Source organism: Nocardia rhizosphaerae (genome assembly GCF_042650365.1).
Classification (GTDB): Bacteria; Actinomycetota; Actinomycetes; order Mycobacteriales; family Mycobacteriaceae; genus Nocardia; species Nocardia rhizosphaerae.
The window spans coordinates 1215698-1232676 of sequence record NZ_JBHSBA010000003.1 but is presented as its reverse complement, the minus strand read 5'-3'; the positions used below and the strand labels follow the sequence as shown (position 1 = coordinate 1232676).

Annotated in this window: 24 protein-coding genes; 5 read left to right on the top strand and 19 right to left on the bottom strand. The window is 66.7% G+C overall.

From position 1 onward, the window contains the following. Nucleotides 1-12 precede the first annotated feature (12 nt). The 4 genes from ACFOW8_RS07275 to ACFOW8_RS07260 form a co-directional block, all read right to left on the bottom strand. Nucleotides 13-492, bottom strand: coding sequence for a YbaB/EbfC family nucleoid-associated protein (locus ACFOW8_RS07275; RefSeq protein ID WP_378547276.1), 480 nt, complete (start codon nt 490-492; stop codon nt 13-15). 18 nt (nt 493-510) lie between these two features. Beyond that, nucleotides 511-831: a hypothetical protein gene (locus tag ACFOW8_RS07270; protein ID WP_378547273.1), complete on the bottom strand. Its 321-nt coding sequence runs from the start codon at nt 829-831 to the stop codon at nt 511-513. Nucleotides 832-962: 131 nt separating this feature from the next. After that, the gene (locus ACFOW8_RS07265) at nt 963-1757 is read right to left on the bottom strand and encodes an ESX secretion-associated protein EspG (protein WP_378547270.1); all 795 of its coding nucleotides are present in this window, start codon (nt 1755-1757) and stop codon (nt 963-965) included. Continuing rightward, the gene (locus ACFOW8_RS07260) at nt 1754-3637 is read right to left on the bottom strand and encodes a hypothetical protein (protein WP_378547267.1); all 1884 of its coding nucleotides are present in this window, start codon (nt 3635-3637) and stop codon (nt 1754-1756) included. Before ACFOW8_RS07260 ends, ACFOW8_RS07265 begins: the two co-directional genes overlap by 4 nt. Before the next feature lie 254 nt (nt 3638-3891). On the opposite strand from ACFOW8_RS07260, the gene ACFOW8_RS07255 reads away from it, so the two are divergent. After that, nucleotides 3892-5391, top strand: coding sequence for a hypothetical protein (locus ACFOW8_RS07255; protein ID WP_378547265.1), 1500 nt, complete (start codon nt 3892-3894; stop codon nt 5389-5391). 35 nt (nt 5392-5426) lie between these two features. Then, nucleotides 5427-5870 carry a D-aminoacyl-tRNA deacylase gene (dtd, locus tag ACFOW8_RS07250; protein ID WP_378547263.1) on the top strand — a complete coding sequence of 148 codons (444 nt, stop codon included), beginning with the start codon at nt 5427-5429 and terminating at the stop codon, nt 5868-5870. On the opposite strand, the gene ACFOW8_RS07245 is transcribed toward dtd, so the two are convergent. The 10 genes from ACFOW8_RS07245 to rpsH all read right to left on the bottom strand — a co-directional run bounded on the left by ACFOW8_RS07245 (nt 5848) and on the right by rpsH (nt 11630). After that, complete coding sequence (locus ACFOW8_RS07245; RefSeq protein WP_378547260.1) at nt 5848-6081, bottom strand: ribbon-helix-helix protein, CopG family; 234 nt, start codon at nt 6079-6081, stop codon at nt 5848-5850. The two genes, dtd and ACFOW8_RS07245, sit on opposite strands and share 23 nt — an antisense overlap. A 54-nt stretch (nt 6082-6135) precedes the next feature. Next, on the bottom strand, nt 6136-6933 hold the full coding sequence (gene map, locus ACFOW8_RS07240) for a type I methionyl aminopeptidase (protein WP_378547257.1): 798 nt from the start codon (nt 6931-6933) through the stop codon (nt 6136-6138). Then, nucleotides 6933-7478 carry an adenylate kinase gene (locus tag ACFOW8_RS07235; RefSeq protein WP_378547254.1) on the bottom strand — a complete coding sequence of 182 codons (546 nt, stop codon included), beginning with the start codon at nt 7476-7478 and terminating at the stop codon, nt 6933-6935. The genes map and ACFOW8_RS07235 overlap by 1 nt, the downstream gene beginning before the upstream one ends. Next, nucleotides 7475-8797: a preprotein translocase subunit SecY gene (gene secY, locus ACFOW8_RS07230; protein ID WP_378547251.1), complete on the bottom strand. Its 1323-nt coding sequence runs from the start codon at nt 8795-8797 to the stop codon at nt 7475-7477. The genes ACFOW8_RS07235 and secY overlap by 4 nt, the downstream gene beginning before the upstream one ends. A gap of 160 nt (nt 8798-8957) precedes the next feature. Next, nucleotides 8958-9401, bottom strand: a complete 444-nt coding sequence (gene rplO / locus ACFOW8_RS07225; RefSeq protein ID WP_358152465.1) for a 50S ribosomal protein L15 — start codon at nt 9399-9401, stop codon at nt 8958-8960. A gap of 1 nt (nt 9402) precedes the next feature. Further along, nucleotides 9403-9582, bottom strand: coding sequence for a 50S ribosomal protein L30 (gene rpmD / locus ACFOW8_RS07220; RefSeq protein WP_019045070.1), 180 nt, complete (start codon nt 9580-9582; stop codon nt 9403-9405). Nucleotides 9583-9584: 2 nt separating this feature from the next. Beyond that, on the bottom strand, nt 9585-10235 hold the full coding sequence (gene rpsE, locus ACFOW8_RS07215; RefSeq protein ID WP_378547246.1) for a 30S ribosomal protein S5: 651 nt from the start codon (nt 10233-10235) through the stop codon (nt 9585-9587). A 31-nt stretch (nt 10236-10266) separates the two neighbouring features. After that, a complete protein-coding gene (rplR, locus tag ACFOW8_RS07210; protein WP_378547243.1) occupies nt 10267-10674 on the bottom strand; it encodes a 50S ribosomal protein L18 in 408 nt (135 codons plus the stop codon). A gap of 2 nt (nt 10675-10676) precedes the next feature. Further along, a complete protein-coding gene (rplF, locus tag ACFOW8_RS07205) occupies nt 10677-11216 on the bottom strand; it encodes a 50S ribosomal protein L6 (protein WP_378547240.1) in 540 nt (179 codons plus the stop codon). A 15-nt stretch (nt 11217-11231) separates the two neighbouring features. Further along, nucleotides 11232-11630: a 30S ribosomal protein S8 gene (gene rpsH, locus ACFOW8_RS07200; protein WP_067491077.1), complete on the bottom strand. Its 399-nt coding sequence runs from the start codon at nt 11628-11630 to the stop codon at nt 11232-11234. Between the two features lie 259 nt (nt 11631-11889). Here rpsH and ACFOW8_RS07195 point away from each other — a divergent pair, with 259 nt between their 5' ends. Next, nucleotides 11890-12543, top strand: coding sequence for a Uma2 family endonuclease (locus tag ACFOW8_RS07195; protein WP_378547237.1), 654 nt, complete (start codon nt 11890-11892; stop codon nt 12541-12543). 144 nt (nt 12544-12687) lie between these two features. Next, complete coding sequence (locus ACFOW8_RS07190) at nt 12688-14259, top strand: alpha/beta hydrolase (protein WP_378547235.1); 1572 nt, start codon at nt 12688-12690, stop codon at nt 14257-14259. Nucleotides 14260-14292: 33 nt separating this feature from the next. On the opposite strand, the gene ACFOW8_RS07185 is transcribed toward ACFOW8_RS07190, so the two are convergent. The 5 genes from ACFOW8_RS07185 to rplN form a co-directional block, all read right to left on the bottom strand. Then, a complete protein-coding gene (locus ACFOW8_RS07185; protein WP_378547232.1) occupies nt 14293-14553 on the bottom strand; it encodes a hypothetical protein in 261 nt (86 codons plus the stop codon). Between the two features lie 178 nt (nt 14554-14731). Continuing rightward, nucleotides 14732-14917, bottom strand: a complete 186-nt coding sequence (locus tag ACFOW8_RS07180) for a type Z 30S ribosomal protein S14 (protein ID WP_014981705.1) — start codon at nt 14915-14917, stop codon at nt 14732-14734. 4 nt (nt 14918-14921) lie between these two features. Then, nucleotides 14922-15485, bottom strand: a complete 564-nt coding sequence (gene rplE, locus ACFOW8_RS07175) for a 50S ribosomal protein L5 (RefSeq protein WP_150404096.1) — start codon at nt 15483-15485, stop codon at nt 14922-14924. Between the two features lies 1 nt (nt 15486). Further along, a complete protein-coding gene (gene rplX / locus ACFOW8_RS07170; RefSeq protein ID WP_378547226.1) occupies nt 15487-15804 on the bottom strand; it encodes a 50S ribosomal protein L24 in 318 nt (105 codons plus the stop codon). Between the two features lies 1 nt (nt 15805). After that, on the bottom strand, nt 15806-16174 hold the full coding sequence (gene rplN / locus ACFOW8_RS07165) for a 50S ribosomal protein L14 (RefSeq protein ID WP_043647623.1): 369 nt from the start codon (nt 16172-16174) through the stop codon (nt 15806-15808). A gap of 302 nt (nt 16175-16476) precedes the next feature. Here rplN and ACFOW8_RS07160 point away from each other — a divergent pair, with 302 nt between their 5' ends. Next, on the top strand, nt 16477-16920 hold the full coding sequence (locus tag ACFOW8_RS07160; RefSeq protein WP_378547223.1) for a hypothetical protein: 444 nt from the start codon (nt 16477-16479) through the stop codon (nt 16918-16920). Nucleotides 16921-16979: the final 59 nt, after the last annotated feature.

Here is a 16979-nt window from a genome sequence, read left to right as displayed (position 1 = left end):
GGTGGCTTTGAGTTACCAGCTCGAGTCGGTGGCGGTGCCCGGCCGCTCGGCAGCCGGGTACCGCTGCTCGGACGCCGAATCCATCAGCCGTTCAGGGTCGTTCGGTGGCGCGAGCGAGGCCTCGACCGCCTCGGGAACCCGCAGGTCCGGCATGTCGCCGACCAGATCGTTGAGCCTGGGCAATCGCGCGTGGCCCTCCTGGATCGGCGCCATCATCACCGCCGTGCGCCGTGCGATCTCGGCGCACGCCTGCTGCGCCGCCTCGGTCACCGCCCTGGCGATCTCGGGATAGGTGAGATCGTCGATATCGGCGCTGAACTTCGTCTCGATGACCTTGAAATCGGCGTTCACCGACACCGTGACCCGCTTGCGAACCGTCGCGCTGGCAACGATTCTGGCGCGCTCCTGCTGCACCTGCGCGATCGCGCGCATCTGCGACTGCACACCGTCGAGGATCTCGGCCAACTGCTCCTTGGCCTGTTCGTTCGTCATGCCGGAACGACACCGGGATCAGTGCATGCCGTCATAGTTGCCCTTTTCCATCTGTTCGAGCAGGCGGGCGCTCTCCAGCTGCCCATTGGAGAAGGAATTCATGTTGTCGGCCATGGCCCGCGCGTTGTCGGTGGTGTTCTTCTTCGAGCTGCCGTAGCCGTTGTCGGCGTCACCGTTGTAGAAGTTGTTGCCGAAGGTATCGCTGCCCCAGCAGGCGCCACGCGCGCTCGCCGAGTTCTCCAGCTGGTTGATCACATCGTTGATCTGGTCGCGCACCGCGCCGGTCTTGGTGGCCGCCCTGCGGAAGAGCAACGGTTCGTACTGGAACTTCTCCGCCATGGCGATCCCATCCCTTCAGCATCGGTGCACCGAGCACACCACAACTCGTTCGCCTCTGCAACAGATTGGCAGCGCCGAACGAATCCCTCGTTACGACAACATGAATGGTGGGTACCCGCGGGCGCCCGCCGCTACACCGACGCCTCCCAGTGCGACTCGACCCGGCTCATCATCCGGTCGATGCCCGCGTTGATCGCCTCGATCAGCGCGGTCGGCGCCATCGGCGTCGCGCTCGGTTCCTCCGATGGCAGTTCGATCACATACCGACCGTCGTCGGGCAGGTCACGCCAGACCAGGATGTCGCGGTGCATGCCGCGCGAGCCGAACATCGACTGGTTCTGCAGGATGTTGATCGTGCCGGTGCGGTCGGCGGGGACGGCGAAGAACTCGGCATTGCGCGCGGCGACCGAGGTGTCGGCGTCCTCGAAGAACATCGACGATCCCGCTCGCTCGGCCTCGGCATCGGCCTGGCTCGCGAGCAACGGGACGATGCCGCCCCGCCCCGCGCCCGTCTGCGGCATCAACCCGACGATCGCCCCGGCGAGGCCGTGCGGGCCACAGTCGACGATGGTGTATCCGCCGCTGTGCGTCGGTGTCTCACCGGGATGCTGATAGACGAGATACCCGTTGGCGCCACGGCGCGCCGCCCTCGCCTTGATCCAGTGCGCGGCGTCGGCGCGTTCGTCGTCCTTCCAGCCGCGCAGCCGCACATACGCTTCGGGCCGTTCCAGCACGTCGAAGACCGTCCGCAGCACCGGGTCGACGGTGTGCTGCAACCGCTGCCAGGTCTGGTACTTCTCCTCCTCGTAGTCCTCGTGCAGGCGGGTTCTGGTCTGGAAGGTGAGCGGGCGTGGCATATCCGTGCCGACGAAACGCTGCCAGAGCACCCGGAATTCGATATCGGTGAAGTCCCACTGCCGCGTCATGCGTCGGCCTCGGGACGGGCGTGCGCGAGCGAGCCGGCGTCGACGGCTTCGCCCGGCTCCTCGAAGGTGGCCACCGGGGTCTGGAAGGTGACCGCCGGCGCTTCGGCGGCCAACGATTCGGCTACCATTCCGGTGACCGGGGCGATGACCTCCTCGATCCCCGAGAGCAGGTTCGAGAAATCGGGCAGTGAGGCACGCGGGAAGGCCTGTCCCGCCGCCGTTTCGGTGGTCTGAGCCGCCGCGGATCCGGCCGGGCGCTCGGCGGCCTCCGCATCGGTCGCCACCTCGATTCCGAGCAGTTCGGCCAGCGGCGCGAGGCTCGGATTCGCCGCGATCAGCTCGCTGACCTCCGGCGACGCCGACAGCACCTCGGCGAGATCGGGATACTGCTCGAACAGGGTGCCGAGCTGGGTGAGGTCGGGCAGGCCGGTGCCGGCATCAGTCGCCGATACCTGTTGCAGTGCGGTGGCCAGCGACGGCAGCGCCTGGGTGAGACCGGAGACCGCGGAGCTCACCGCCGACATCACCGACGACAGCATGCTGGACATGTCGCTCGAACCGCCACTGCTCGACCCGGTCGAACCGATCGCGCTGCCGGTCGAACCGGTCTGGCCCGTGGACCCGGTCTGACCCGTCGACGCGCCCGAGCCAGCACCCTCTGCGCCCGCCCGCTGCTCCATGGCGGCCGCCGCCGATTCGGCGTTCTGCCCACCGAGACCCGCCGGAGTCACCGACTGCTGTCCACCACTGGAATTGCCGCCACCACCCGAGTTACCGCCACCACCGGAGTTCCCGCCGCCGGCATTGCTGCCGCCGTTGTTGTTTTCAGTGTTGTCGTTGCCGTTGTTGGTGTTCTCGTTGTTGTTCGTGTTCTCATCGGTCGGCGGGGTCACCGGCGCCTCCGGCGCGGCGGGCTCGGCCACGGCGGGGAACAGCTGCTCGGTATTGCGCACCCCGTCGACGTAGTGCCGCTGGTACCGCTCCCGGTTCTCGTCGAGGTCGTCGTCGCACTTGTCCTCGGTCTCGATCGGCATGCACACCTTGGTCGCGTACAGCCAGTTCGCGGTGTACTCGAGGTTCGACTGCATCAGGGTGAAGGAATCACTCGCGGTCATCGCCTGGGTGCCGAACTTGCCGATCGCCGCGAACGCCGCGTCGCCGCCCTCGCTCTGCCACCGGTCCGCGGTGATCTCACCGAGCTTGTGCTGCAGGTCGTAGGCGGCGCCGTGCACGGCCTGCGCCATCGCCTCCCAGATCGGCGCGTCACCTGCGACCTCCGCCCAGGACAACCGCTGCCCGAGATCGTAGAGATCACGCCAAGACATGTTCTCCGCGGCGCGGACCGGCATCCGCACCCCCACCGGTTCGGCCTCCGCCGCGCCGGTGGGTGCAGGCGCCTGTGCGGTACCGATGTCGTAGTTGTGGTTGCCGTCGTCGAAGTTTTCCGGCTTGTACTCACCCGCGTTGTCGACCTGGCCCTGCAGATCACGGGCGGCGGGCTCGACCTTCACCTCTTTGAGCTGGCCTTTGAGACCGGCGAGGGAGTCGGCTGAGTCGCCGTCGGCCGCGGTGTAGGACTCACCGGCCGCCTTGAACATCGTGACCAGGTCTTCCAGCGAATCGATATAGCGGCCGAGCAGATCCTTGGCCTGCGTGCCCTCGGTGATGAACTTGGTCCGCAGGTGCGGTCCGGCGTCCACCTCACTGCCGCCGAGCGCGTCCGCACCGTAGTTGTTGAGTCCGTGATCGCGGATCAGGTTCTGACAACCCTTGAATATCTCGATGGCCGCGCTGCACGCATTGGCTGCCTCGAGTGCGACACCCGTCTCTACCTTGACTTTCGCCCTACCAGCCAGTCCCGACCAGGGAGAATCGCCCACGCCAACCCGCTCCTCGAAGCACCCCACCGACGGCCATCGCAGCCGACTCGATCGCCTCGCATTCTAGTGAGCTAGGCGAAATATGCACAGCCACAATGAAACACCGATTGGTTCCTGGGTGAACATCCGGGTTCGCCGGACGAGCGGGCACCACCCACCGATCTGTGCCAAACTCGAACGACAACCAGCGGCCGGGTATCGGCCGTGCTCGAACGATCGATGGGGCCAGGATTGACGTCGCGATGGAACTGCTCATGACCGATCTGAGCGGCCTCGAACGGCGCGTTGCGGCCGACCGCGCGAACACCCGGAGTCAGCGGCCGGAGGACTATCTGCGGCTGGCCGGGTCGCTGACCGAGCTCGCCCAGGGACTGCTGGCCACCCGCGACAAGGCCGACGGGCGCGACCGCACCGCCGAAGCGCTGGAACCGGCGCAGGAAGCGGTGGCGATCCGGCTGCACTGGCTGGTCGGCGGTTACGTGTCCTACGAGTACGCGGGCGCACTGCAGGACGCGCTGCGGTTGTTCGAACAGGCCACCCGGCTGGTCGGGCACCGTCAACTCGCGACCAATACCATACGCAGCGCCTGCTCGGCGTATCGGCAAGTGGCCCAGGACTATCCGGATGTGTCGGCGATGTGCGCCGACGGGCTGTCCAAATGTGGCGTGTGGCTGATGCGGCTCGATCATGAGGCTGCGGTCGCCGCGACCGAATCGGCGGTGCGGATCCGCGCGGCGATGTACGCGCGGACACCCGAGCAGCCCGGCAAGTACCTGGCGAGCCTGAGCACGCTGCTGCGGACGATGATGGTCGGCCGCTCCCGCAAGCAGGCGATCGCGAGCTATCGCGCGCTGTATTCGGAGGTCACCACCGCCGCCAACACCGCGAAGCTTCGCGAGACCAGGATCGAGGACCTCGATCTCACTCTCAAGACCACGCAGGCACTGCACAAGCTCGGCGCACCGACACTCGAACGCGCGGGCAGGCTGACCCAGCAGCAGATCCTGTACCAATCGGGCGGCGATCTGGCCACCATCGACGAGATCAACTGGCGCCTCGCGCTCGTCGGGCTCAAGCCGCTGGCGGCGGGGGCGATGCCGGAGCCGCCGTCGCGGCCGGTGGAGATCTCGGCGACCTACGGCGCGATCGCGGTCCGCTGCACCGCACCCGACGCGCTGACGCAGGTGCGCGCGGCGATCATCGCGGCGTTCGCCACCGATGGTGCCACGCAGGTGGACGCGGGCCGGTTCGCCGGTGTGCACGAGAAGCACTGGGGTGTGCGCGAGCCCGCGGTGAATCCGGCGACCGAGCTCGGCGCCGACGTGGTGCTGGTGGAGAAGTCCTCCGGCAGCTGGATTTCGGTGAAGAGCCTGAACTGGGAGATCGGGGCGCTCGGCAAACATCCCCTCGCTGTCCGGCTTTCGGAGAAGTGGCCGGTGCTCACCGTCGCGACCATCGAGAACATCTCCTACGAGCTGTGCCTCTACGACAACGGCGTCGCCACGCAGTACGCCGCGCTCGGCCGACCGGCGGGGCAGGCTCCGCTCGACACCCCGCTGGCACCGCTCGACTTCGCCACCCTCGCCGACTACGGCGCCGACTACGCCTCCGAAACCCAGGTCAGGGCGGCCTTCGGCAACGCACCGATGTTCGCGAAGGTGACCGAGCTGCCCGGCAGCGGCATTCGGCAGGCGGCGGAGCGAAGGCCGCTCACCGAATACGGCCCCGATATCCTGTTCTTCGGCACCGACTGACCCGCCGCAGCCGCCACCGGGCATGATCGGACCCTGTGCGAGTACTGCTGCAGCGAGTGACCGGTGCCGAGGTGAGCGTCGACGACGAGGTGGTCGGCCGGATCGATCCGGCCGCGGCGGGCAGCCCACACGGCCTGCTCGCCCTGGTCGGGGCCACCCACGAGGACACCGAGGCCACCGCGAAGGCCATGGCCGACAAGACCTGGCGGCTGCGCATCCTCGACGGCGAACGCTCCGCGGCCGACCTGAACGCCCCGATCCTGGTGGTCAGCCAGTTCACCCTCTACGCCAATACCGCCAAGGGCAGGCGCCCGTCCTGGAACGCCGCCGCGCCGGGCACCCACGCCGAACCACTGGTCGACGCCTTCGCCCAGGCGCTACGGGATCTGGGAGCGACGGTGGCCACCGGAAAGTTCGGCGCGCACATGCGGATCGCACTCACCAACGACGGCCCCGTCACCATTCTGCTGGAGAGCTGACCGCACAACCCGAGATCTGGGACCAGATCTTCTCTTCGCCGGACGACTCCCACTCATCCCAGGCAGCGGCATATTCGTCCTCGAGCGTCCGCTCTCGCAGCAATTGGATCGCTCGATGGACAGCAGCCGACCGACCGGACAGGCCTGCCCGGCATACTTCCTGGTCGAGGACCTTCAGGTCTTCTTCCGAGAGGCTCACACTCAGCTTCATACGATCGATGCTACGAGCGCTCCTACCCTGGTGACATCGATTGGTGCCGAAGGACTACTCGGGGCGCAAGGTGAGAATGCGCGGTCCGTCCTCGGTGACGGCGACGCTGTGTTCCCAGTGCGCGGCGCGCGAACCGTCGGTGGTGACCACCGTCCAGTCGTCCTCGAGCGTCTCGGTCTGGGTGGTACCCAGGGTGAGCATCGGCTCGATCGCCAGCACCGAGCCGACCACAAGGCGCGGCCCCTTGCCCGGCGCGCCCTCGTTCGGCAGGAACGGGTCCATGTGCATCTCGCGGCCGATGGCGTGACCACCGTAGCCGTCGACGATGCCGTACTTGCGGCCGTGCGCGTGCTCGGCCGCTCGGGTTCCCAGCTCGATCGCGTGTGAGACATCGGTGAGCCGGTTACCCGGCTGCATCGCGGCGATGCCTGTCTCCATCGACAGCCTGGTCGCCTCGCTCAGCAGGTGGTCGGCCTCGATGAGCTCGCCGATGCCGAAGGTCCACGCCGAGTCGCCGTGCCAGCCGTCGAGGATCGCCCCGCAGTCGATCGACACCAGATCGCCCTCGGCCAGGATGTCGCGCGCCGAGGGGATGCCGTGCACGACCCGGTCGTTCACCGAGGAACAGATGGAGCCGGGGAACCCGTGATAGCCCTTGAACGACGGGACGGCGCCCGCGTCGCGGATCGTCGCCTCGGCGACCTCGTCCAGTTCCAGCGTCGACACGCCCGGCTTGGCCGCCGCGCGGACAGCGACCAGCGCCCGGCCGACGACCGCGCCCGCCGCCTGCATGGCGTCGAGTTCGCCCGCCGTCCGGAACGGCACGACCTTCTTCTTGCGGCTGAAGACCATCAGTGGCCGAGTGCCTTCAGCGCCCTGGTGTTGACTTCCTCGACCTCGCCGATGCCGTCGACGGTCACGACCAGACCGTCGTAGTGCTCGAGCAGCGGCTCGGTCTCCTCGCGGTAGACCCGCAGGCGGTTGCGGATGACGTCCTCGGTGTCGTCGGCGCGGCCACGGGCGAGCATGCGCTCGACCACGGTGTCCTCGGCGACGACGAAGCACAGCACGGCGTCGAGCGCGGTGCCGTTGTGCTCGAGGATCTTCTTCAGCGCGTCGGCCTGGTCGACCGTGCGCGGGTAGCCGTCGAGCACGAAGCCGTTGGCGGCATCCGGCTCGGCGACGCGCGCCTCGACCATGCGGTTGGTGACGTCGCTCGGCACCAGATCGCCCGCGTCCATGTACTTCTGCGCTTCGCGGCCGAGCGCGGTCTGCTGGCTGATGTTCGCACGGAAGAGGTCTCCGGTGGAGATGTGCGGAACGCCCAGCTTCTCCGACAGCAGGACGGCCTGAGTACCTTTGCCGGCACCCGGCGGACCGAGCAGAACAACTCTCACTTGAGGAACCCTTCGTAATTTCGATTCATCAGCTGGCTCTCGATCTGCTTGACCGTATCGAGACCCACGCTGACCATGATGAGCACCGCGGTACCGCCGAACGGCAGGTTCGCCACCGCACCCGAGTTACCCATGTCGAGGAACACGTTCGGGAGGACGGCGACCGCGCCGAGGTAGATCGAGCCGGGGAGGGTGATCCGGCTCAGCACGAACTGGAGATAGTCGGCGGTCGGCTTGCCGGGCCGGTAGCCCGGGATGAAGCCGCCGAACTTCTTCATCTCGTCGGCGCGTTCCTCCGGGTTGAAGGTGATCGCGACGTAGAAGTAGGTGAAGAAGACGATCAGGCCGAAGTAGATGGCGATGTACACCGGGTTGGACGGGTTCACCAGGTACTTCTGGATGATCTCCTGCCACCAACTAGGCTCGGTCGCCGTCGCCGAACCGGTGAGCTGCGAGATCAGGTTCGGCAGGTACAGCAGCGAGGACGCGAAGATCACCGGGATGACGCCGGCCTGGTTGACCTTCAGCGGCAGGTAGGTCGAGGAACCGCCGTACATCTTGCGGCCGACCACGCGCTTGGCGTATTGCACCGGGATCCGGCGCTGGCCCTGCTCGACGAAGATCACGGCCACGATGATCGCGAACACCGCGACACACACGATGCTGAAGACCAGGCCGCCACGGGTGTCCAGGATCGACTTGCCGTCGATCGGAATGCGCGCGGCGATACCGGCGAAGATGAGCAGCGACATGCCGTTGCCGACACCACGTTCGGTGATCTGCTCACCGAACCACATGACCAGCGCGGCACCGGCGGTCATCACCAGGACGATGATGATCATGCCGAAGATGCTGGTATCGGCGAGGATGTCCTCCTGACAGCCCTGCAGCAGCTGACCACGCGCGGCCAGCGCGACGAGACCCGTGGCCTGCAGGATCGCCAGCGCGATCGACAGGTAGCGGGTGTACTGCGTCATCTTTGTCTGGCCGGCTTGGCCTTCCTTGCGCAGCTCCTCGAAGCGCGGGATGACGACGGTCAGCAGCTGGATGATGATGCTCGCGGTGATGTAGGGCATGATGCCGATCGCGAACACCGACAGCTGCAGCAGCGCACCACCGGAGAAGAGATTGATGAGCTGGTAGATACCGGCGTTCTCACCACCGGAAACCAGCTTCACGCAGTCCTGGACCGCACGGTAGTCGACACCGGGGGACGGCAGCGCGGCACCCAACCGGTACAGCGCGATCAACCCCAGCGTGAAGAGAATCTTCCGCCGTAAGTCCGGAGTCCGGAAGGCCGATACGAAGGCGGAAAGCACAGATCCTCCTGGCGAACGACATGGTCATGCCATGCGACTTCGGTTCTACGGAAACGTCAGCCGATGACGAGCTTTGGCAGACAACACTTATTGAGACTCTAACAGTGACACCGGACGAGCTCGCGACTCGTCCGGTGTCGACTGCTGACTAACAGTACCGTCAGGCCAGTTCGGTGACAGTGCCACCGGCGGCGGTGATCTTCTCCTTGGCGGAGCCGGTCACCTTGTCGGCGGTCACCTGGACCGCGACGCCGATCTCACCGTCGCCGAGGACCTTGACCAACTCGTTCTTGCGAACGGCGCCGGCCGCGACCAGCTCGGCCTTGCCGACCGTGCCGCCCTGCGGGAACAGCTCGGCGATCCGGCCCACGTTCACGACCTGGTACTCGGTGCGGAACTGGTTCTTGAAGCCCTTGAGCTTCGGCAGCCGCATGTGCAGCGGCATCTGGCCACCCTCGAACGCCGGGGAGACGTTCTTGCGTGCCTTGGTGCCCTTGGTACCGCGACCGGCGGTCTTGCCCTTGGAGCCCTCACCGCGACCCACACGGGTCTTCTCGGTCTTGGAACCCGGCGCAGGACGCAGGTGGTGCAATTTGATGGTCATGTCAGACCTCCTCAACAGTTACGAGGTGGCGCACGACGTTGATCAGACCGCGGTTCTGAGCGTTGTCCTCACGGACAACACTCTGACGGATCTTGCGAAGGCCCAGCGTACGCAGGGAGTCCTTCTGATTCGCCTTGGCGCCGATGGTGCTCTTGATCTGGGTCACCTTGAGATCAGCCATGGTCAGGCTCCCTGTCCCGCACGCGCACGCAGCATGCCCGCCGGAGCGACATCCTCGATCGGCAGACCGCGACGCGCGGCAACCTCTTCGGGACGCTGGAGCATCTTGAGCGCGGCAACCGTCGCGTGAACGACGTTGATCGCATTGTCGCTACCGAGCGACTTGGCCAGAATGTCGTGAATGCCAGCGCATTCGAGCACGGCACGCGCCGCACCACCGGCGATCACACCGGTACCGGGCGAGGCCGGACGCAGCATGACCACACCGGCCGCCGCCTCACCCTGGACGGGGTGAGTGATGGTCGAGCCGATCATCGGGACGCGGAAGAAGCCCTTGCGAGCCTCCTCGACACCCTTCTGGATGGCCGCGGGAACTTCCTTGGCCTTGCCGTAGCCGACGCCGACCAGACCGTTGCCGTCACCGACGATCACGAGGGCGGTGAAGCTGAAGCGACGACCACCCTTCACGACCTTGGAGACGCGGTTGATCGCGACTACGCGCTCGAGCTGGTTCTTCTCGGCAGCGTTGTCCCGACGGTCGCCGCCACCGCGACGATCGCCACCGCCGCGACGGTTGTCGCGGCCGCCCTCGGGGCCATTGCTGTTCTGTCCGGCGGGTCCGTTGCCGCCGTCACGCCGCTGACGTCCCGGCATCAGACGTTCCTTCCGTTCGAAATAACAGTCATCAGAACTTCAACCCGCCTTCACGAGCGGCATCGGCCAGCGCCGCGATGCGGCCGTGGTAGTCGTGACCACCACGGTCGAACACGACCGCCTCGATACCGGCAGCCTTGGCGCGCTCGGCCAGCAGCTGGCCGACCTTGGCGCCCTTGGCGGACTTGTCGCCCTCCAGCGCGCGCACGTCGGCCTCGATCGAGGACGCGGCGGCGATGGTCTTGCCGACCGAATCGTCGACGAGCTGGGCGTGCAGGTGCCGCGAGGAGCGGTTGACCACCAGGCGCGGACGCTCGGTGGTGCCGACGACCTTCTTGCGCAGACGGAAGTGACGGCGGGTCTTCGACAGACGACGCTTCGTGGAAACGTCCTTGCCCAGCGGGATCCGCTTGGCCTTCTGGTTTTCGGTTTGCGCCATGATCACTTACCCGTCTTTCCGACCTTGCGGCGAACGACCTCGCCGGCGTAGCGGATGCCCTTGCCCTTGTACGGGTCGGGCTTACGCAGTCCGTGGATGACAGCGGAGATCTGGCCGACCTTCTGCTTGTCGATGCCGGACACGGAGAACTTGGTGGGCGATTCCACCGCGAAGGTGATGCCCTCGGGGGCCTCGATCGGGACCGGGTGGCTGTAGCCGAGGGCGAACTCGAGGTTCGAGCCCTTGGCGGCGACACGGTAACCGACGCCGAAGATTTCCATCTTCTTCTCGTAGCCCTTGGTGACACCCTCGATCATGTTGGCGATCAGGGTGCGGGAAAGGCCGTGCAGCGAACGGTTGGCGCGCTCGTCGTTGGGACGGGCGACCTCGAGCTCGTTGCCCTCACCCTTGGTGACGGTGATCGGCTCGGCCACGGTGTGCGACAGGGTGCCCTTGGGCCCCTTCACCGTGACGGTCTGGCCGTCGATGGCGACGTCGACGCCGGCCGGAATCTCGATGGGCTTCTTACCAATACGCGACATTAGTCCTGACCTCCCTTACCAGACGTAGGCGAGGACTTCGCCGCCCACGCCCTGCTTGGCCGCCTGACGGTCGGTGAGCAGGCCAGTCGACGTGGAGATGATCGCCACGCCGAGGCCGCCGAGGACCTTGGGCAGGTTGGTGGACTTCGCGTACACACGCAGACCCGGCTTCGAGACGCGGCGCAGGCCCTGCAGGCTGCGCTCACGGCTGGGGCCGTACTTCAGATCGACGACGAGGGCCTTGCCCACCGGCGCGTCTTCGGTGCGGTAATCGGCGATGTAGCCCTCACGCTTCAAGATCTCGGCGATGTTCGCCTTGAGCTTGGAGTGGGGCGCCTTCACCTGATCGTGGTACGCCGAGTTGGCGTTGCGCAGACGCGTCAAGAAGTCTGCGATCGGATCAGTCATGGTCATGGTTAGACCTCGACACCTTTCTCGCTGCGGTTCCCATGCAGCGTCCCCGCGCTGGCGCGCGGCGACCGTGGGCCTACAGCAATTCGGCTGGTCCGGCCGGCACTTGCCGACCGGATGAGTACTCTGACGAGTCTCAGTGCCCGGACCCGTCCGCCTACGCGAGGCGCCAGCGGACACAGAGGTGCCCAGGCAACCGGTCTAGTGTAGACAATGCCGTGGTCACGCCCAAATCGGGGGTCAGCCGACCTATCATTGGCTCATGTCGTGCCCCGACCTCGCCCGCAAAGATCTCCCCGAGTTCATGACCTGGGAGGAGCTCGAGCAGCTGCCCAACGAGATCGCCGCGCACATCGAGCTATGGGATGGGCGCGTCGTGTGGTTGCGCCGCGGACCAGCCGAGCACCAAGCATTCACATTCGCAGCTACCAGCGCGTTGAAGCGGTGCGCACGCGAGGCTCGCGGCACTGATCCAGAGCGGCGCTATCGGGTCGATCTCGAGACGAATGTGTTTTTCGGAACGACTGGCAAGTCCGATTTCGTGACGCCCGACTTCATTGCCTACCACTGTCTGGACAGGCCGTATCAAGACATCAGGGCCGACGGCGTGGTTCTGGTCGGCGAGGTCCTGTCCCCGTCGAACTCCGACGCGGACATGGAGCAGAAGAAGGCCCGCTACGCGAAGGCGGGAATTCCCTGGTACTGGGAGATCGGCTTGCACCAGCACCGTAGCGAGATCGCCTTCGTCCACGTATACGGCCTGGCATCGGATACCGCACCGCTACCTGCCGGCGTTTCACCACTGCACAAGGCGAACTACGTCCTGGCCGGCACCTGGTCCCCCACCGACTCGACCGAGATCACCATCGACTTCCCGTTCCCGATCACCATTCCCTGGTCCGAGTTGGCGTTCTGATCACAATTCACCAGCGGGCCGAACCGCGTCGACGGCTTCCTTCGCACCGAATCCCTTCGAGGCCAAGCACTTTCTGATCGTTAGCACAGCAATCGATGTGGTAGCTTCGCGTGGTTCGTCGGATCTGCGCAGGAGGCTCGGCAGGTGTTTTCGCGCTCAGCGCGCCAGGGAACTCGCCGAGGCCTGACCAGAGCGCTGGCGGTCATGCTCGGCATCGGCGCACTCATCGTGCCCGCGCCCGCGACGGCCGCCGATTCCCATCTCGACCCGCTCGCCGAAGCGGCCGCGACACCGGCGCTGAACTGGGCGGACTGCGAGGACGGGTTCCAGTGCGCGATGGCGCGGGTGCCGCTGGACTACCACAGCCCGCAGGGCGAACAGCTCGAGCTGGCGGTGATCAAACTGCCCGCGACCGACCCCGGCCTACGGATCGGCACCCTGTTCGTGAACTTCGGCGGACCAGGCCCGTCCGGCGTCGACCGACTGCGTGCGCGGGCCCGCTGGCCGTGGTTGTTCTCCGAGGAGCTACGCGCCCGCTTCGACCTGGTCTCCTGGGATCCACGTGGCGTCTCGCGCAGCGCGGGCGCCCAGTGTTTCGGCAGTGTCGACGAGCAGGCGGAGTATCTCGGGAGCTTCCCCGGTATCCCCACCGATCCACAGGACGAGCCGGAGTTCTTCGCCCGCTCCGCCGACCTCGCCGCCCGATGCGGAGCGACGGCGGGCCCGATCCTGCGCCACGCGTCCACCGCGAACACCGCCCGCGACCTGGACCTGCTGCGCCGCGCGGTGGGTGACGCCGCGCTGACCTACCACGGTATCTCCTACGGCACCCAGGTCGGCGCCGTCTACGCCAACATGTTTCCCGGCCGGGTGCGGGCCATGGCGCTGGACGGTTCGCTGGACTTCGCGGGCAATGCGAACGGGCACGACACCGACGGCACCGAGGTCCCACTCGACACCAGGCAGGGCGTGGCGGTGGGGATCGCCGAGACCTTCGACGCCTTCCTGCGAGAGTGCTCGGCGGCCGGACCGCGCTGCGCGTTCGCCTCGGGCGACCCGGAGCTGAAATGGCTCGCCCTGGCCGAACGCGCCCGCCTCGCCCCGATCGTGCTCGACGGCGTGGCGTGGACGTTCTCGCGGGTGGTGAGCACCGCGGGCAGTTTGTCGCGCCCCCAGTTCTACCCTGAGCTGGCAGCGCTACTGCAGAACTTGTTCGACGCGGCGGCCACGTTCCCCCGACGCGCGCCGGACGCCGAGGTGGACAAGTCCTACCCGGCCAATCGAGTCGAAGCCTTCTACACCATCCAGTGCGCCGACAGCACCGTCCCCACCGACCCGGCCGTCTACAGCCGCGCCGCCGCCGCCGAGGACCTGCGCAATCCCTACTTCGGGCGTATCGCCGTCTTCAACGCCATGCCGTGCGCGTTCTGGCCCGCACACGACACCGACCGCTATACCGGCCCGTGGAACCGCGCGACGGCGGCCCCGATTCTCGTGCTCAACAGCCGCTACGATCCCGCGACCCCACTGCACGGCGCGTACGCGGGCGCGGGCCAACTGGCGCACGCTCGCGTGGTGGTGGTCGAAGGCGCGGGCCACAGCAGCATGTATGTAGCGAGCACCTGCGCCGAACACGTCAAACGCGACTACCTGTTCACCGCCCAGCTCCCGCCCGAAGGTCTTCGCTGCGGTATCGACCGCTCACCCTTCCGCTGATCGCTCGACGATCGCGGCCGACGGCCGGTCGACTCAGCTGATCAGGCAGAGCAGGTCGTAGAGCGGCGGCTTCTCGACGCTGCCGGTGGCGAAGGCCAGCTGCGCCAGTGGCGAGCAGATCAGCGAGGTTTCCGAGGAGCCGGACCCACCGCCCGAACCGCTGCCCGCGGAACCGGACTCGGCGACCGGCGCGGGCGCGCTCGGCGCGGCGGAGGCGACAGCGGGCGCGCCGAAGAGCGCACAGGACAGCACAGTGGCGGTGACGATCTTCTTCATGAGCACAGGGAACACCACCCCAGCACTCCATAAGAGTGAAATCGAAATATTTCACCTAGCGCCGCCGTATCGCGCCCGCGAGACGGCTCGGTATCCTTCGCTCGCCAGAACGCGCGAAGGCACGGACTTCCCCGCGGAAGTCCGTGCCTTCGTTCGTTATTCGCCTAGAGGGCAGCGCTCACCGAGGAGCGCGGGCTCACCAGGAGCTCTTGTGCACGCCGGGGAGCTCGCCACGGTGGGCCATCTCGCGCAGGCACACGCGGCACAGCCCGAACTTGCGGTACACCGCGTGGGGGCGGCCACAACGCTGGCAGCGGGTGTAGGCGCGGACCGCGAACTTCGGCTTGGCGTTGGCCTTGTTGACCAGTGCTTTCTTGGCCATGTGCTCAGTTCTCCTTGAACGGGAAGCCGAGGTGCTTGAGCAGCGCACGGCCTTCTTCGTTGTTGGTCGCAGTGGTCACCACGGTGATGTCCATACCGCGCGGACGGTCGATGGAGTCCACGTCGATCTCGTGGAACATCGACTGCTCGCTCAGGCCGAACGTGTAGTTGCCGTTGCCGTCGAACTGCTTCGGCGACAGACCGCGGAAGTCGCGGATACGGGGCAGCGCGATGGAGACCAGGCGGTCGAGGAACTCCCACATGCGGTCGCCACGGAGGGTGACCTTGGCGCCGATCGGCATGCCCTCACGGAGCTTGAACTGCGCGATCGACTTGGTGGCCTTGCGGATCTCCGGCTTCTGGCCGGTGATCAGCTCGAGGTCCTTGACGGCACCGTTGATCAGCTTCGCGTCACGGGCGGCGTCGCCGACACCCATGTTGACGACGACCTTCACCACGCCAGGGATCTGCATCACGTTGGCGTAGTCGAACTCGCTGTTCAGCGCGTCCTTGATCTCGGCGCGGTAGCGCGCCTTCAGGCGCGGCTGAGTCTGCTCAGAGGTGGTCATGTCAGATGTCCTTCCCGTTCTTACGGGAGATCCGAACCCGCTTGCCGGTCTCTTCGTCGGTGCGGTAGCCGACGCGGGTCGGGTTACCGTCGGAATCGACGACCATCACGTTGGACACGTGGATGGGGGCTTCCTGGGTCACGATGCCGCCCGAAGAGGCGCCACGCTGGTTCGCGGAATCCGCGACGTGCTTCTTGATCCGGTTCACGCCTTCGACGAGGACCTTGTTGTTCGCCGGGTAGGCCTGGATGACCTTGCCCTTGGCGCCCTTGTCCTTGCCCGCGACGACGAGCACGGTGTCACCCTTGTGCACCTTCATGTCAGAGCACCTCCGGGGCCAGCGAAACGATCTTCATGAAGCGCTTGTCGCGCAGCTCGCGGCCGACCGGGCCGAAGATGCGGGTGCCACGCGGATCGTTGTCCGGCTTGATCAGCACGGCAGCGTTCTCGTCGAACTTGATGTAGGAACCGTCAGGACGGCGGCGCTCCTTGACGGTGCGCACGACGACAGCCTTGACGACGTCGCCCTTCTTGACGTTCGCACCGGGGATGGCGTCCTTCACGGTGGCGACGATGATGTCGCCGATACCGGCATAGCGACGCGACGAGCCACCGAGCACGCGGATGCAAAGGATTTCCTTCGCCCCGGTGTTGTCGGCGACGCGCAGTCGCGACTCCTGCTGAATCACTTCAGCACCTCCTGGACCTGGATGTATACGTACGCCGGATTGCCGACCCGACGCACATGGTCAGTCACCCTCCGGACGCGCGCCTGCCAGCGGAAACACCTTCCACTGGGGGTTCACTGCCGGATTGCGGGCACACAACACCCGCGGGCAACCGGTCTAGTGTAAGCGAACCCCCTGGTCGGCCCAAATCGGGGGCTGTCACGACAATTTTGAAGCAGAGATGTTTCAAAATGGGGTGAGCGGGCTCACACCGTTGCTACGGTCGCCCTGCTCGTCGACGGACGAGCGGAGGAGGAGCCACCATGACCATCACCCTGCCGACCGCCCGCCGTCTCGCCACCGCCGCGGGCGCGCTCACCGCCGCCCTGATGGTCGCCGCCCCACACGCCACCGCGGGGCCGATCATCGACATCCTCACCGACACCCTCACCGTGGGCTGCACGTCCAAGATCGATGTCGTCGGCTTGGACGACTACGTCGGCGCCCAGGTCGACTTCGTCGCCAACGGCGAGTTCTTCGCCAGCGACACCGTCGACCTCGAGGTCACCGTCGGCGGCACGACCGTCGCCAAGGCGACCGCCTACTACCACGTCGAAACCGCCGTCGACGTGCAGTTCTCGCTGCTCCTGCACGCTACCGGCAGCCCACTGGTCACCGAGCGGGTCCCCACCGTGGTCGGCATCATCGACGCGGGCAGCGGCTTGGCCTGCGACCTGGCGACGGGCAGCTCCGGCAGCGCCTCCTGACCGAAGGTCCACACGCGCGAGAACGGCCGGGCGAGACCGCGAACGCGGCCTCGCCCGGC